Source organism: Streptomyces sp. NBC_00988 (assembly GCF_045162645.1).
Classification (GTDB): Bacteria; Actinomycetota; Actinomycetes; order Streptomycetales; family Streptomycetaceae; genus Streptomyces.
In genome coordinates, this window is sequence record NZ_CP108730.1 from 2,772,048 (window position 1) to 2,786,839 (window position 14,792).

The 14,792-nt window shown below is 70.8% G+C and carries 12 protein-coding genes; 8 read left to right on the forward strand and 4 right to left on the reverse strand.

The window, feature by feature from the left end; genetic code table 11:
• The first annotated feature begins 84 nt into the window (after positions 1–84).
• Positions 85–885: a carboxypeptidase regulatory-like domain-containing protein gene (locus tag OG496_RS12645; protein WP_405970930.1), complete on the forward strand. Its 801-nt coding sequence runs from the start codon at positions 85–87 to the stop codon at positions 883–885.
• An 11-nt stretch (positions 886–896) separates the two neighbouring features.
• Here the strand turns inward: OG496_RS12645 and OG496_RS12650 are convergent, their stop codons facing one another.
• On the reverse strand, positions 897–1,778 hold the full coding sequence (locus tag OG496_RS12650) for an alpha/beta fold hydrolase (RefSeq protein WP_405970931.1): 882 nt from the start codon (positions 1,776–1,778) through the stop codon (positions 897–899).
• Between the two features lie 85 nt (positions 1,779–1,863).
• Between OG496_RS12650 and OG496_RS12655 the strand changes: the two genes are divergently transcribed.
• On the forward strand, positions 1,864–3,885 hold the full coding sequence (locus tag OG496_RS12655) for a BTAD domain-containing putative transcriptional regulator (RefSeq protein ID WP_405976619.1): 2,022 nt from the start codon (positions 1,864–1,866) through the stop codon (positions 3,883–3,885).
• A gap of 13 nt (positions 3,886–3,898) precedes the next feature.
• Here the strand turns inward: OG496_RS12655 and OG496_RS12660 are convergent, their stop codons facing one another.
• A complete protein-coding gene (locus tag OG496_RS12660) occupies positions 3,899–5,857 on the reverse strand; it encodes a hypothetical protein (RefSeq protein ID WP_405970932.1) in 1,959 nt (652 codons plus the stop codon).
• A 191-nt stretch (positions 5,858–6,048) separates the two neighbouring features.
• On the opposite strand from OG496_RS12660, the gene OG496_RS12665 reads away from it, so the two are divergent.
• The 5 genes from OG496_RS12665 (at position 6,049) to OG496_RS12685 (ending at position 12,657) form a co-directional block, all read left to right on the forward strand.
• Complete coding sequence (locus OG496_RS12665) at positions 6,049–7,044, forward strand: LacI family DNA-binding transcriptional regulator (protein ID WP_366497257.1); 996 nt, start codon at positions 6,049–6,051, stop codon at positions 7,042–7,044.
• 162 nt (positions 7,045–7,206) lie between these two features.
• Entirely contained in the window at positions 7,207–9,081 is a 1,875-nt protein-coding gene (locus tag OG496_RS12670) for a right-handed parallel beta-helix repeat-containing protein (protein WP_405970933.1), read from the forward strand.
• Between the two features lie 71 nt (positions 9,082–9,152).
• Entirely contained in the window at positions 9,153–9,560 is a 408-nt protein-coding gene (locus OG496_RS12675; protein ID WP_405970934.1) for a CoA-binding protein, read from the forward strand.
• Positions 9,561–9,710: 150 nt separating this feature from the next.
• On the forward strand, positions 9,711–11,348 hold the full coding sequence (locus OG496_RS12680) for an APC family permease (protein ID WP_405970935.1): 1,638 nt from the start codon (positions 9,711–9,713) through the stop codon (positions 11,346–11,348).
• Between the two features lie 85 nt (positions 11,349–11,433).
• Positions 11,434–12,657: a 4-hydroxybenzoate 3-monooxygenase gene (locus tag OG496_RS12685; RefSeq protein WP_405970936.1), complete on the forward strand. Its 1,224-nt coding sequence runs from the start codon at positions 11,434–11,436 to the stop codon at positions 12,655–12,657.
• A 28-nt stretch (positions 12,658–12,685) separates the two neighbouring features.
• On the opposite strand, the gene OG496_RS12690 is transcribed toward OG496_RS12685, so the two are convergent.
• On the reverse strand, positions 12,686–13,045 hold the full coding sequence (locus tag OG496_RS12690) for a metalloregulator ArsR/SmtB family transcription factor (RefSeq protein WP_327405635.1): 360 nt from the start codon (positions 13,043–13,045) through the stop codon (positions 12,686–12,688).
• A 59-nt stretch (positions 13,046–13,104) separates the two neighbouring features.
• Between OG496_RS12690 and OG496_RS12695 the strand changes: the two genes are divergently transcribed.
• Positions 13,105–14,184 carry a cation diffusion facilitator family transporter gene (locus tag OG496_RS12695; protein WP_405970937.1) on the forward strand — a complete coding sequence of 360 codons (1,080 nt, stop codon included), beginning with the start codon at positions 13,105–13,107 and terminating at the stop codon, positions 14,182–14,184.
• Positions 14,185–14,208: 24 nt separating this feature from the next.
• Here the strand turns inward: OG496_RS12695 and OG496_RS12700 are convergent, their stop codons facing one another.
• Positions 14,209–14,766, reverse strand: coding sequence for a YbaK/EbsC family protein (locus OG496_RS12700; RefSeq protein WP_399396410.1), 558 nt, complete (start codon positions 14,764–14,766; stop codon positions 14,209–14,211).
• Between the last annotated feature and the right edge of the window lie 26 nt (positions 14,767–14,792).

Sequence of the window (14,792 nt, forward strand, 5' to 3'; positions counted from 1 at the left end):
TCCCGCCTTTCGCCGAGGCCGGTGGGGCGTGTGGGGTGGGAGCACCGACCAGCACCCCGGCCGAGACGATCCCGGAGAGTTCCGATGACCGACCGCCGTATGTTCCCCCACGGACCCCTGTCGCCGATGCCCGTCCGACGCCGACTGCTGCTCCTCCTCCTGACCGCCGCGCTCTTCCCGACCGGTATCGCCACCGCCGCTCCGCTCCGGACCGACTCCGGGGAGTTCTCCGCGCGGGGTCTGGGTGGCGGGGTGACCATCGTGCCGGGGCGGTCCGGGCTGGTGGAGATCAGTGGGTACGACGGTGCCGACCTGCCGGCCGGGTCCTCGCTGCGGCTGACCGCGCCCGCCGGGGCCCGGGTCACCGGTACGCCCCTCGCCGACACGGCACGGTTCCAGGGCGAGGTGACCGCCGACGGTGTGAGCGGTACGTACACCTACGTCCGTGACTCGGGGCCCGGTTCGTGGAAGGACGGCGGCTATCCGTTCGCGCTCGCCGTGGACGCGCGGGCGGTGCCGGGGACGCGGCTGCCCGGGTGCGCCGTCGTGCTGACCGACGCGGGCGGAGCCCGTCGCGCGTCCGGCCGGTGCACCGTGACCGTGGGCATGCCCGTGCCGACGCTGACCGAACCGGCGGGCGGCACGTTCGTGTCCGGCGCGGCGCGGCTCGCCGGGACCTCCTATCCCGGGGCGCGGGTGAGTGTCCTGGACGCCGCCGAGCGCAAGGTGTGCGCGGGTGTCGCGCGTATCGACGGCACCTGGTCGTGCACGCCGGACACCCCGCTCCCGGCGGGCGCCAACCGACTGCACGCCAGCGCCGCCTTCAACGGGGTCTCGGCGGTCGGCGAGGACGTCGACTTCACCGTGACCGCGAGGACCGTCTGAGGCGCACCGGTTCAGCGGGTGGCGACAAGTTCCCGCAAAGTCTTCGCCACGGCGGCCGGGTCCTCCTCCGCCATGAAGTGGCCGCAGGTCACGGTCGCGTGCCGCAGGTCCGGTGCCCAGGCGCTCCACAGGGCCGCCGCGTCGAAGCCGAGGGCGGCGCCCCAGTCCTGCTGGAGGACGGCGACCGGCATCCGCAGCCGGTTGCCGGCGTCGCGGTCGGTCCGGTCGTGGGTGACGTCGATGCCGGCGGAGGCGCGGTAGTCGGCCACGATCGAGGGGACCGCGGCGCGGCAGGCGTCGAGGTAGGCGGTGCGGATGCCGGCGGGGATCGCGGACGGGTCGTTGGTCCAGAGGTCGAGGAAGTGGCCGAAGAACGCGTCGGGCGCGGCGGCGATCAACTGCTCGGGCAGGCCCGGGGGTTGGGCCATCAGGTAGAGGTGGAAGCCGACGGCGGCGGTGACGCCGTGCATCACGTCCCACATGTCCAGCGTGGGGAGTACGTCGAGGCAGGCGAGGTGGGTGATCGTGCCGGGGTGGTCCAGTCCCGCGCGGAAGGCGACCAGGGCGCCGCGGTCGTGCCCGGCGAGCGCGAACCGGTCGTGGCCCAGGGCGCGGGCCAGCGCGACGACGTCCGCGGCCATGGTGCGCTTGGCGTAACCGGAGCCGTCGGTCTCGGCGGGCTTGTCGCTCGCGCCGTAGCCGCGCAGGTCGGGGCAGATCACGGTGTGGTCGACCGCGAGGTCGGCGGCGACATGGCGCCACATGAGGTGGGTCTGCGGGAAGCCGTGCAGCAGCACGATCGGGCTGCCCGAGCCGGACACGGCGGCGTTCAGGGAGACGCCGTCCGCGACAGGGACGCGGTTGTAGGTGAAGCCGGGGATGGTCGTTGACATGCCGCCGAGCCTGCCGCCCGCCGATGAGCAACGAATGAGCGCGCTACGGTGACCTGGGGCGATGCCCCGGAAAGGGTGGTCGGCGATGGAGGTCGCGTTCGGGGTGCTGGGGCCGGTCGCGGCCTGGGACGGCACCGGGGACACGATCGCCCTGAAGGGCCCGCGACACCGGGCCGTGCTGGCCCGGCTGCTCGTCGCCCGGCGCCGCGTCGTACCGGTGACACGCCTTGTCGACGACCTGTGGGCGGGCCAGGACGAGCCGCCCGCCGACGCGGTGGGCGCGGTCCGCACCTTCGTCGCCGCGCTGCGCCGGGCCCTGGAACCCGAGCGCCCGCCGCGGACTCCGGCCCGGCTGCTGGTCACCGAGGGTCCGGGATACGCGCTGCGCGCCGAGCCCGAGGCCGTGGACGCCTGGCGCTTCGAACGGGCGGTGACCGCCGCCGCGACCCTGCCGGCCGCGCACGCACTCAACCACCTTGAGGAGGCGCTGAGTTGGTGGCGGGGCCCGGCCTACGCCGACTTCGGCGACGAGACCTGGGCCCGCGCGGAACGCTCCCGCCTCACCGAACTCCGCCTGCACGCCGTCGAACGCCGGGCCGGGACCCAACTCGCCCTGGGCCAGGCCGCGGAGGCGGTCCCCGACCTGGACGCCCACGTCGCCGAACACCCCTGGCGCGAGGACGCCTGGCGCCTGCTGACCCTGGCCCTCTACCGCACCGGCCGCCAGGGCGACGCGCTCGCGGTACTGCGCCGGGCACGCACCCTCCTCGTAGAACAACTCGGAGCGGACCCGGGCCCGACGCTGCGCCGCCTAGAGGCGGACATCCTGGACCATGCGGCGCACCTGGACCATCCGCCGTCACTCGCCCACGCCCCGTACCTCACCCCCGTGTCAGATCCGAGCGGTCCAGCCGACCGCGTATGGGCCGAGGCAACCGCCGCCTACGACCGAACCGTCGCATCCGGCGCCCGTGCCCGCCTCGAATCGACAGTGGGCCTTCTCCGCAACCTCGCGGTGACCGGAGGCGGCGGCCTGGAAGCGGCCCGTCGGCACCGTCTCGCGGCGATCACGGCCGCGCGGGAACTGGGCGACCCGGAACTCACCGCCCGCGTCATCGGCGCCTACGACGTCCCCGCGATCTGGACCCGCGTCGACGACCCGCAACAGGCGGCGGACACGGTGGCCGCGGCCGAGCACACCCTGGCCGCGCTCCCACCGCAGGCCCATCTCGCGGCGCGGGCCCGCCTGTTGGCCACGATCGCCCTGGAGTCACGCGGCACCCGCTCCGCCCGCGGACCCCAGGCCGCGCGCCAGGCCGAGGACATCGCCCGCCGGCTGAACGACCCAGCGCTGCTCGCCTTCGCCCTCAACGGCACGTTCATGCAGACCTTCCACCGCGCGGGCCTGGCCCCTCAACGGGACGAGATCGGCGCCGAGTTGGTCGCTCTGTCGACCCGGCACGGCATGGCCACGTACGAGGTGCTCGGGCACCTCATCCGACTCCAGTCCCGCGGCGCCCTCGCCGACTTCACCGGAGCCGACGAACACGCGGCGGCGGCGGACCGGCTGGCGGAGCGTCATGAACTGCCGCTGGTGGGCGTGTTCACCGAGTGGTACCGGGTTCTACGGCTCTCCGCGACCGGCAGCCCGCACGCTCCCGAGGTGGCAACCGCCTACCGGCACGCGGCACTTCGGCTGGACGGAGCCGGCATGCCCGGGCTGGAACACGGGCTGCTGCCGCTGGCCCTGCTGTGCCTGCGGCTGCGGAGCGGGCAGCCCGCCCAGACCGACGAACACCTCGACTGGGGACCGTACGAACCATGGGCCCGCCCGCTGGTACTGCTCGCCCACGACCGCCCCGCCGACGCGAAGGCCGCACTCGACGCACTCCCCGACCCGCCCCGCGACCTCCTCTTCGAGGCCCTCTGGTGCCTGGCCGCCCGCGCCGCGATCGCCGTCGACGACCGGGCGACGATGGAGCGCGCGCTCGCCGAACTGACGCCCGCCGCAGCCGAGTTGGCTGGGGCGGGCAGCGGCCTGCTCACCCTGGGCCCGGTCGCGTGGTACCTCGACGATCTCGCCCTCGCGCTTCGGAGCCCTCGGTGAGCCGGTGTTCGCGTCAGTCGGTCACCTGCACCACCGCCGTCGCCCCCGCCCGTACCGTCGGTGTCGCGTACGTGTAGGTCACGCCGTTGACCACCTTGGTGCGCACGTGCTGCGGGACGCCGTTGACCTTGATCTTCTTGTGGACGCCGGGGAAGCGGGCCTCCCAACTGTAGGAGCCCTTGCGGGAGTTGTTCGTCAGGGTGGTCCTGGTCGCGCCGTCGTGGCGGACGGTGACCGTACCCGTGCCGATGGGGACGTCCGCCGCCTGGAGCCACTTCATGCCGGTCGGCAGCTGCGACTGGGTGGTCACCTTGCGGCTGGGCGCGTCCGGTGTGATGCCCATCAGGCCCTGAACGGTCTGGCTGACCAGGGTGAACGACACCTCGGGGTAGTCGCCGTCGGGGCCCTGGCTGGAGTTGACGTGCTGGGTGTCCCGCTCGCCGTAGATCTTCTGCATCCACTGCCAGGCGGTGTCGGAGCGGTTGTTCTTGAAGAACATGTCGGGCAGGTAGGTCGTCGACTCGATGTTGGGCGAGCCGTCCGGTCCCAGCTCCTGTGCCTGGATGTAGTCGAGGTAGGCGTCGTTGCGCGGGCCGGGGTCGATGATCTGCTTCATCGGCATGAAGACGCTGTTCTCCTTGCCCCAGCCGGTGACCGGGGTACCGGAGGTGGTGTACGCGCGGACCATGTCGGCCCCGCTGCCGGTGCCGCTCCAGTCGTCGTTGAAGTACGTCTTCAGGTCGGCGGCCCGCTTGTCGTACGTCCTGGCCAGCGCGGTGTCGCCCTTGCCGCGGGCGAGCACGGCCATCGCCAGGTACGCCTGGTACTCGGAGGCGATGCCGTCCCCGGCCTCGGCGAGACCGTCGCCGTCCTGCTCGTTGTAGCTGGCGGCGCCCTGGAAGATGCCCTGGCCCGTGCCCTCGGCGACCTTCACCTTGCCGTTGTCCTTGGCGGAGTTGTGCAGGTCGATGAACTGCTCGGTGGCGTGCCGGTAGAAGTCCCACAGCACCGGGTCGTCGACGTAGCGGCGGTCGCCGGTCCACAGGTACGCCTGCGCGGCCTTCTCGACGAGTTCGAACGTCGCCGGCACCTCGCGGACGAAATTGTCCGGGCTCTTGTAGTCGATGCTGAGGTAGGTCTTGGCGTCGAAGTTGAGGGACCACACCGGGAAGTACTTGTGCTCGGTGGTGGCCGACGCCGCGTACGAGCGGAGCATCGTCTCGTTCTCGGCGTCGAGCCCGATGAGGTGGGCGCCGGCGAGCTGGTGGGTCATGTCGCGGGAGTAGTAGGCGCTGCGGTTGGCGTATCCGGCCCAGTAGGTGGGCTCGTACGCCGCGCTGCCGGTGCCGCCGGTCTGGTACTCGTCGACGTTGATCGGGCCCACGGTTCCCGGGAGTTGGACCCAGCTGTTGGCCTTCTTCTGCGCCCAGTCGAACATCGCCACGACCTCGGGGTCGGACGAGGTGACCTTCGGGTCGGCGGGCGCGGCGGGCGAGATCATCAGGTCGTCGGCGTTGACCCAGGCGCTGCCGGAGCCGAATTCGATCTGGAGCCGGTCGCCGGTCCTCAACGCGACGTCGCTGATGGTGTACCGGGCGTACCCGGGGTGCTGCGGCAGGGTGATCGTCTGGACGGTCTCGCCGTTGCGCCGGATCGTGTACGTGCCGCCGGTGCCGGCGCTGCCGATCCACGCGGAGAAGTCGTAACTCCCGTTCCTGGGCGCGACGATGGTCAGCTGGGCGCTCTTTCCGGCTCCTGCGTCGAGGTAGAGGAAGCGTTCGCCGCCGTGCCTGTTGCCGGTGCCGACGCCGGCCCCCGAGGTGAAGGTCCAGCCCGTGCCGCCGTTCTCGAACCCCGGGTCCGGGATGGCGAGTTGGGGGCGGGGTGCGGCGGACGCGGTGGCCGACAGAGCGGGAGCCATCGGGGCGAGCAGGGCAACAGCGGTGAGCAGCATGAGCCTTGAGGGCTTCATCGGGTCTCCCGGTCTTCGGTCACTGCGGGATGGGGCCGCGTGGTGGCCGGAAAGCTAGCAGGGGCCGAAGTGGCGATTCAATGGTCATGCGCAAGAAACATGGAAGACATGCAGTCTCGCTGCTATGTTGCGTGGGAGGTTGGACTGAAAGTTTTCGTCCATCCATTGCAAGTCGGGGTGGAGGGAAGCGGATGAAGGTCGGTATCACCGAGGTCGCGGACCGGGCGCAGGTGAGCGAGGCCACGGTCAGCCGGGTCATCAACCGGCGTCAGGGCGTGTCCCGCAAGACCCGCGAGGCGGTCGAGCAGGCGATGGCCGACCTGGGGTACGAGCGGCAGACCCGGGGTCAACTCGTCGCGGTCGTCACCGAGTTGGTCTCCAACCCGTTCTTCGCCGATGTCGCCGAGCGCATCGAGTCCGTGCTCGCCCCGCACGGTCTGAAGACGGTCCTGTGCCCGTGTTTCCCGGGCGGAGTGCAGGAGTTGGACTTCGTGACCTCGCTCGCCGACCGGGGCGTCGCGGCCGTCGTGTTCCTCTCGGCCAGCAACACCCTTGAGGGCGCGGACCCTTCGGCGTACGAACTGCTGCGGTCCCGCAGGATCCCGTTCGTCGGGATCAACGGCCGGTTCGAGGGCGTGAGCGAGGCGCCGGTCTTCTCCACCGACGATCTGCTCGCCGCCGAACTCGCCGTCGACCATCTGTACCGGCTCGGGCACCGCCGTATCGGCATGGCGTCGGGCCCGATCGGCAACCGCCCCGCCGACCGCCGCGTCAGCGGCTTCGTCTCGTCGCTGGCCAGACGCGGTGTCGAGGACGCGGAGCAGTGGGTGGTCCGGCAGTCGTACACCGTCGAGGGCGGCCAGTCCGCCGCGATCTCGCTGCTCGGGCGCGGTGCCACGGCGATCGTCGCGGCCAGCGACTACATGGCGCTGGGCGCGATCCGCGGCGCGCGCCGGCAGGGGTACGACGTGCCGGGTGACGTGTCGGTCGTCGGTTACGACGGCTCCATGATCATGGACTTCGTCGATCCGCCGCTCACCACGGTCCGCCAGCCGGCCGACCGGCTGGCCTCGGAGGCGGGCCGCAGCGTCCTCGCCCTGGTCGGCAACCGCGATGTCCCCGTCGGCGAGCTCCTCTTCGACCCCGAGCTGGTGATCCGCGCGAGCACCGGGGCGCCGAAGACCTGAGTTCCCCTCGCTCGGCCGGTTACTCGTCCAGACCATTGACCTAGAGGTCGGATCTAAGCACACTCCAGTCGGAGTTACGATCGCACGATGGGCGGCAACTCCGCATATTCATCGGGTGTTTCGCGGCTCATGGCCGTGCATCACGAATGCTCCGGAGGGGCTATGTCTCGGTCTCGGTTCGTGTTTGTCGGGGTGGCGCTCGCGCTGCTCGTGGGCGGCGGCGGCCCTGTCGCCGCGGCGCAGAGAACGACGCCGGTGGCGGTGGTCGACGTGGACGCGTTCGGAGCCGACCCCACGGGCCGGACGGACTCCACGCCCGCCGTCGTCGCGGCGCTGCGGCACGCCAAGAGCGTCGATCACGGGCGGGCGGTGCGGATCGAGTTCTCGAAGGGGACCTACCAGCTCTACCCCGAGCGGGCCGAGACGCGTGAGCTGTACGTCTCCAACACCGTTGGCGCGGACCAGCGTTACCGCGACAAGAAGATCGGGCTCCTCATCGAGGACATGCACGACGTCACCGTCGACGGCGGTGGCGCGAAGCTCGTCTACCACGGTCTGCAGACGGCGTTCGCTTCGATCCGCTCGACCAACGTGACGTTCCAGAACTTCTCGTTCGACTACGCGGCGCCCGAGGTCATCGACGCGACAGTAGCCACCACTGGGGTCACCGGTGGCACTGACGCGCACGCCTACCGCGTCCTGAAGATCCCGGCCGGCAGCCCGTACGAGGTGAACGGCACGCACATCACCTGGCTCGGCGAGAAGAGCCCGGCCACCGGACAGCCGTACTGGTCGGGCACGGACGGACTCCAGTACACCCAGATCCACGACCCCAAGGCGCAACGGACCTGGCGCGGCGACAACCCGCTCTTCAACGACGTCTCCTCGGTCACCGACCTCGGCGACCGCCGGATCCGGATCGACTACACCACCGCGACGCAGCCGACGGACGCCGGGCTCGTCTACCAGATGCGCCTCATCGAGCGGACGGAACCGGGCGCCTTCATCTGGCAGTCCAAGAACGTCACGATGCGCTCGATGAACGCCTACTACCTCCAGTCCTTCGGCGTGGTGGGCCAGTTCAGCGAGAACATCTCGATCGACAAGGTGAACTTCGCACCCGATCCGAAGTCCGGCCGGTCCACGGCGTCGTTCGCCGACTTCGTGCAGATGTCCGGCGTCAAGGGCAAGGTCTCGATCACCCGGAGCCTCTTCGACGGCCCGCACGACGACCCGATCAACATCCACGGCACGTACCTGGAGGTCGTCGGGCAGCCCGGGCCGAACACGCTCACTCTCGCCTACGAGCACCCGCAGACCGCCGGCTTCCCGCAGTTCGCGCCGGGCGACGAGGTCGAGTTCACGACGCAGCGCACGATGACCCCGGTGGCGGACCCGCACGCGAAGGTCACGGCGGTGGACGGCCCGAGCGGCATGGACCACACCAAGTCCCTCACCACCATGAACGTCACCTTCGACCGGCCGGTCCCCGCCGGGGTCGAGATCGGCGGCACGGTCGTCGAGAACATCACGGCCACCCCGTCCGTCGTCATCACCGGCAACACGTTCCGCAACGTGCCGACGCGCGGCATCCTGGTCACCACCCGCAAGCCGGTCCTGATCGCGGGCAACAGCTTCGACGCGATGTCCATGGCCAGCATCTACGTCTCCGCCGACGCCTACCAGTGGTACGAGTCCGGCCCGGTCGCCGACCTCACGATCCGCGACAACACCTTCACGCGCCCCACCGGCCCGGTCATCTTCGTCGAGCCGACCAACCAGGTCGTCGACCCGGCGAACCCGGTGCACCACAACATCAAGGTCGAGCACAACTCCTTCGACATCAGCGACGTGACGGTCGTCAACGCCAAGAGCGTCGGCGGCTTCACCTTCACCGGCAACACGGTCCGCCGCCTGGCCCCGGCGGACCAACCGCCGTACACCTCCCCGCTGTTCGTCTTCCACGGCAGCTCGGGCATCAAGATCGCGCACAACCACTACGACAGGGGCCTCAACACGTCCGTGGTGTCGGACTGAGGAATCACGGTGCGCCGCCCGCTGTTGTCGCAGGCAGCAGCGGGCGCGCACGATTCCCTAGGAGGCCGAGCATGTACGGCGACCCATCAACGATCCGCAAGATCCTCACCGAGTCCGGCGACACCTGGGCCGTCGTGGGCCTGTCGTCGAACGAACGGCGTGCGGCACACGGCGTGGCCGACGTCCTCCAGCGCTACGGCAAGCGCATCGTGCCCGTCCACCCGAAGGCGGAGACGGTGCACGGCGAGCAGGGTTACGCCTCCCTCGCCGACATCCCCTTCGAGGTCGACGTCGTGGACGTGTTCGTGAACAGCGACCTCGCGGGCGCGGTCGCCGACGAGGCGGTCGGCATCGGCGCGAAGGCCGTCTGGTTCCAGCTCGGGGTGATCGACGAGGGCGCGTACGACCGCACCCGCGCCGCCGGTCTCGACATGGTCATGGACCGCTGCCCGGCGATCGAGATCCCGCGACTCGACTGACCTGCGCAGGCCTGTGCGAGCGCTGTGTAAAAGAAGCTCTCCAGCCCAAGTCAAATTTCAGGCAACGTACTTCTGAAAAAATTCATTCATTCCTAGCCTGAGGCCTCCCGACCGTTAAGCATGCGTGCTGACTTCGAGAGGCCCCTTGACATGGTGAGTGTTGACAAACTCGTCCCGGAGGCCACCAGGGATCCGAGCGGCTTGCGGCGGGACGTCGGCCTGATCGGGCTGATGTGGGCATCAGTCGGCTCGATCATCGGCTCCGGGTGGTTGTACGGCGCCGAGAAGGCCGTGGTGGTGGCCGGTCCGGCGGCAATCATCTCCTGGCTGATCGGCACGGTCGCGATCGTGCTGCTGGCCCTGGTGCACGCGGAACTCGGCGGTATGTTCCCGGTCGCGGGCGGCACGGCACGCTACCCGCACTACGCCTTCGGCGGCCTGGCCGGTATGTCCTTCGGCTGGTTCTCCTGGCTGCAGGCGGCGACCGTGGCGCCGGTCGAGGTCGAGGCGATGATCGGCTACGCCGGTCACTGGTCCTGGGCGACCGGCTTCCAGCACACCGACGGGACGCTGACGGGCAGCGGCATCCTCGTCGCCGTCTTCCTCATGGCCGTGTTCGTCGTCGTCAACTTCCTGGGCGTCCGGGTCCTGGCGCACACCAACAGCGCCGCGACCTGGTGGAAGATCGCCGTGCCGCTCGCCACGATATTCATCATCGCGGTCGGCAACTTCCACCCGGGCAACTTCACCTCGCACGGCTTCGCGCCGTTCGGTGCCAAGGGTGTGCTGAGCGCGATCAGTTCCAGCGGCATCATCTTCGCCCTGCTGGGCTTCGAGCAGGCCATCCAGCTCGCCGGCGAGAGCCGCGACCCCAAGCGGGACCTGCCGCGCGCGACCCTCGGCTCCGTGGCCATCGGCGCGACCATCTACGTCCTGCTCCAGGTCGTGTTCATCGGCGCGCTCCCGGGCAGTTCCTTCGCACACGGCTGGGAGCACCTGAAGTACCACGGCATCAGCGGCCCCTGGGCGGGCCTCGCGACCGTGGTGGGCCTCGGCTGGCTGAGCGTCGTGCTGTACCTCGACGCCATCATCTCCCCCGGTGGCACCGGCCTGATCTACACCACCGCCACCTCACGCGTCTCCTACGGCCTGTCCAAGAACGGCTACGCGCCCAAGGTCTTCGCCGACACCGACAAGCGGGGCGTGCCGTGGTTCGGCCTGATCATCTCCTTCGTGACCGGCGTGGTCTGCTTCCTGCCGTTCCCGAGCTGGCAGGAACTGGTCGGGTTCATCACCTCGGCGAGCGTCCTGATGTACGCCGGCGCCCCGCTGGCGTACGGCGTGTTCGCCGACCGGCTGCCGCAGCTGGAGCGCCCCTACCGGCTCCCCTTCGGCAAGGTGCTCTCGCCGCTGTCGTTCGTGGTGGCCAACCTCATCATCTACTGGGCCGGCTGGGACACCCTGTGGCGGCTCGGCGTCGCCATCGTCCTCGGCTACCTGCTGCTCGGCACCTACGCCTGGTACGCCACGGCCAACCAGCGGCCCGACGCACCCCGGCTGGACTGGAAGGCCGCGCAGTGGCTGCCGGTCTATCTGCTGGGCCTCGGAGTCATCTCGTGGCAGGGCAGCTTCGGCGGTCAGGGTCACATCGCACTGTGGTGGGACATCGCGGTGGTCGCGGTCTTCTCCCTCGTCATCTACTACTGGGCCAAGGCCACCGCGTCGCGGTCCGAGGACATCGAGCGCAGCATCGACGAGGTCGTCATCACGGACGCACCCGCGCACTGACCCGAACCCTCCCCCAGCGAAATCCGAACCGGCCGCCCTCCAGGTGGCCGGTTTCCGGCTGTCTGGACACCGTCATAATGGTCCGGTGACCTTCACCTCCCCCCACCCCAACTCCGCCTCCCCACACCACTTTCCGGTCATCATCGTGGGCGCCGGACCCGCCGGACTCACCATCGGCAACATCCTGCGCGCCGCCGGGATCGACTGCCTGGTGCTGGAGTCCGAGACCCGGGAGTTCATCGAACAGCGGCCGCGGGCCGGCGTCATCGAGGAGTGGGCGGTCCGTGGCCTGCAGCAACGGGGGCTCGCCGAGCGGCTGTTGGAGCGGGCGCAGCTGCACACCGAGTGCGAGTTCCGGTTCGGCGGGCAGCGGCACCGGTTGTCCTACACGGAGTTGACGGGGCATCACCACTTCGTCTATCCGCAGCCGTTGCTGGTGACGGACCTGGTGCGGGAGTACGCGGACGTGCGGGGCGGCGAGATCCGTTTCGGCGTCCAGGACGTCCAGCTGCACGATCTCGACTCCGATCGCCCGATGGTGTCGTACACCGACCCGGAGACCGGTCAACGGCAGCTCGTGCAGGGCGACTTCGTGGCGGGCTGCGACGGTGCGCGCGGGGTGACCCGGGCCGCGTTGCCGCCGGAGCGGGCGCGGATCGCGCGGCACGACTACGGCATCGGCTGGCTCGCGCTGCTCGCGGAGGCGCCGCCGTCGTCGGACTGCGTGGTGTTCGGTGTCCATCCGCGCGGGTTCGCCGGGCACATGGCGCGCAGTCCCGAGGTCACCCGCTACTACCTGGAGTGCCCGCCCGGCGACGACCCCGACAACTGGCCCCACGAACGCGTCTGGGCCGAGCTCCAGCACCGCCTCGCCGCGACCGGCGCCCCGCCGCTGACCGAGGGCCGGCTCATCGAGAAGCGCGTGCTCGACATGCACAACTACGTTGTCGAGCCCATGGTGTTCGGCCGGCTCTTCCTCGCCGGCGACGCGGCCCACCTCACCGCGCCCATCGCCGCGAAGGGTATGAACCTCGCCCTGCACGACGCGTTCCTGCTCGGCGACGCGCTCGTCGCGTATGTCACGAAGGGCGACTCCGCGGGCCTGGGCGGCTATTCGGAGGCCTGCCTGAGCCGCGTGTGGGACTACCAGGAGTTCTCCCAGTGGCTCTCCGAGGTCTACCACGGCACGTCGTCCGGCGACCCGTACCGCGCGGGCACCACCCTCGCCCGGCTCCGCCGCGCCTTCGAATCCCCGGCCGCGGGCCTCGCGTTCGCGGAGAGCTACCTGGGCAAGGACCCCAACTCCTAAGCTGTGGCGGCCACTTGAGGTACGGCGGTCAGTCGTGCGGCGGGCGGTCGGTGAGGCGGTGGTCCGCCACGTTCAACGCCTCGTCGACGAGCCGTCGTAGATGACCGTCGCTCAACGCGTAGATCACCCGGCGGCCCTCCTTGCGCGTGGTGACCAGACCGGCCAGACGCAACCGCGCCAGGTGCTGGCTGACCGCCGGGCGGGCCGCGTCGCAGGCCTCCGTGAGGGTGGTGACGTCGGACTCGCCCGCCGTCAGCGCGTGCAGGAGGGTCAGGCGGGTGCGGTCGCCGAGGAGGGCCAGGAGTTCGGCGGCCAGCGCGAACTGTTCCTCGCCCGGGGTGCGCGGATGCGCATCATGCGCAGTTGATAGGTGCATGCGTGCGCTCATACGCACATAATGGTCCTGTGGGCGCCGTACGTCCACCCGCGCACCGGAAAGGGACCGACGTGAGCGACCAGCATCACCACGAACACGAGCACGCCCACCCGCACGACGACCACGGCCACGACCACCCGCATCCCCATGACCACTCCCCCACGGGCATCCGTCACCGCCTCGGCCACCTCCTCACCCCCCACTCCCACGAGACCGCCGACAAGCTCGACTCCGCCCTGGAGTCCTCGGCCCGCGGCATGCGCGCCCTCTGGGCCTCGCTCGCCGTGCTCGGGGTGACGGCGCTCGTGCAGGCGGTCGTGGTGGTCGTGTCCGGGTCGGTCGCGCTGCTCGGCGACACCGTGCACAACGCGGCGGACGCGCTGACCGCCGTACCGCTCGGCATCGCGTTCGTACTCGGCCGCCGGGCCGCGACCCGCCGCTTCACGTACGGCTACGGGCGCGCCGAGGACCTCGCCGGGATCGCGATCGTGCTGACGATCGCCGCGTCCGCCGCCTTCGCGGCCTGGGCGGCGGTGGACCGGCTGCTCGATCCGCGTCCCATGTCACACGTCCCGGTGGTCGCCGTCGCGGCACTGGTCGGGTTCGTGGGCAACGAGTGGGTGGCCCGGTACCGGATGCGGGTCGGCCGGGAGATCGGGTCGGCCGCACTCGTCGCCGACGGACTCCACGCCCGCACCGACGGGTTCACCTCACTGGCCGTGCTGGTCGGGGCCGGCGGTTCGGCGCTGGGGTGGCAACTCGCCGACCCGATCGTGGGGTTGGCGATCACGGCCGCCATCGTGCTGGTCCTGCGGGACGCGGCGCGCGAGGTGTTCCGGCGCGTGATGGACGCCGTCGATCCGGACCTGGTGGACCGGGCCGAGCACGCCGTGCGGGAGGTCGAAGGGGTGCGCGGCGTGGGCGAGTTGAGGCTGCGCTGGATCGGACACCGGCTGCGCGCCGAGGTGGCGGTGGTCGTGGACGGGGAGGCGACGGTACGGCAGGCCCACGCCGTCGCCGTAGCGGCGGAGCATGCCCTGCTGCACGCGGTACCGCGGCTCACGGCGGCGCTGGTGCACGCGGATCCGGCGCCGGCGCCGGGCGAGGCGGACCCGCATGGGGAGTTGGCGCACCACCACGCCATGGCGTGAGGCCGGTTTTCTACGGCTTGGGGGTCAGGCGACGCCCAGGCCCTCCAGCACCACCGCGCCCGGGAGTTCCGCGAACGCCTTGCCCGGGACGAGGAGTTTGCCGCGGCGGCGGCCGCTGCCGACCAGGACGTACGGCAGGTCCACGACGGCCGAGTCGACCAACACCGGCCAGTCGGCGGGGAGTCCGACAGGGGTGATGCCGCCGTACTCCATGCCGCTCTCGCCGGTCGCGGTGTCCATCGACGCGAACGAGGCCTTGCGGGCGCCGAGTTGGCGGCGGACGACGCCGTTCACGTCGACGCGGGTGGTGGACAGGACGACGCACGCGGCCAGCATGGTCTCGCCGCCGCGCTTCCCGGCGACGACCACGCAGTTCGCCGACTGCTCCAGCAACTCACGGCCGTAGTGCTCGACGAAGGTGGCGGTGTCGGCCCACTCGGGGTCGGTGTCGACGTAGACGAACTGGTCGGCGGGGACGCTGCCTTGCCAGGCACGCAGGGCGTCGGCGACCGGGCGGGTCAGCTCGTCGAGGCAGTCGGGGGCCGGGGTGGCGTGGTCGAAGTGTCCGATGGGTGCGCGCATGACGGCACGCTAACAGTCGTGCGGCG

Bases quoted from the DNA above. Each gene is read 5' to 3' on its own strand.
- OG496_RS12700 (WP_399396410.1), bottom strand. From the start codon at position 14,766: ATGCGCGCACCCATCGGACACTTCGACCACGCCACCCCGGCCCCCGAC.
- OG496_RS12675 (WP_405970934.1), top strand. From the start codon at position 9,153: ATGTACGGCGACCCATCAACGATCCGCAAGATCCTCACCGAGTCCGGC.
- OG496_RS12655 (WP_405976619.1), top strand. From the start codon at position 1,864: ATGGAGGTCGCGTTCGGGGTGCTGGGGCCGGTCGCGGCCTGGGACGGC.
- OG496_RS12650 (WP_405970931.1), bottom strand. From the start codon at position 1,778: ATGTCAACGACCATCCCCGGCTTCACCTACAACCGCGTCCCTGTCGCG.
- OG496_RS12670 (WP_405970933.1), top strand. From the start codon at position 7,207: ATGTCTCGGTCTCGGTTCGTGTTTGTCGGGGTGGCGCTCGCGCTGCTC.
- OG496_RS12660 (WP_405970932.1), bottom strand. From the start codon at position 5,857: ATGAAGCCCTCAAGGCTCATGCTGCTCACCGCTGTTGCCCTGCTCGCC.
- OG496_RS12645 (WP_405970930.1), top strand. From the start codon at position 85: ATGACCGACCGCCGTATGTTCCCCCACGGACCCCTGTCGCCGATGCCC.
- OG496_RS12665 (WP_366497257.1), top strand. From the start codon at position 6,049: ATGAAGGTCGGTATCACCGAGGTCGCGGACCGGGCGCAGGTGAGCGAG.
- OG496_RS12680 (WP_405970935.1), top strand. From the start codon at position 9,711: ATGGTGAGTGTTGACAAACTCGTCCCGGAGGCCACCAGGGATCCGAGC.
- OG496_RS12690 (WP_327405635.1), bottom strand. From the start codon at position 13,045: ATGAGCGCACGCATGCACCTATCAACTGCGCATGATGCGCATCCGCGC.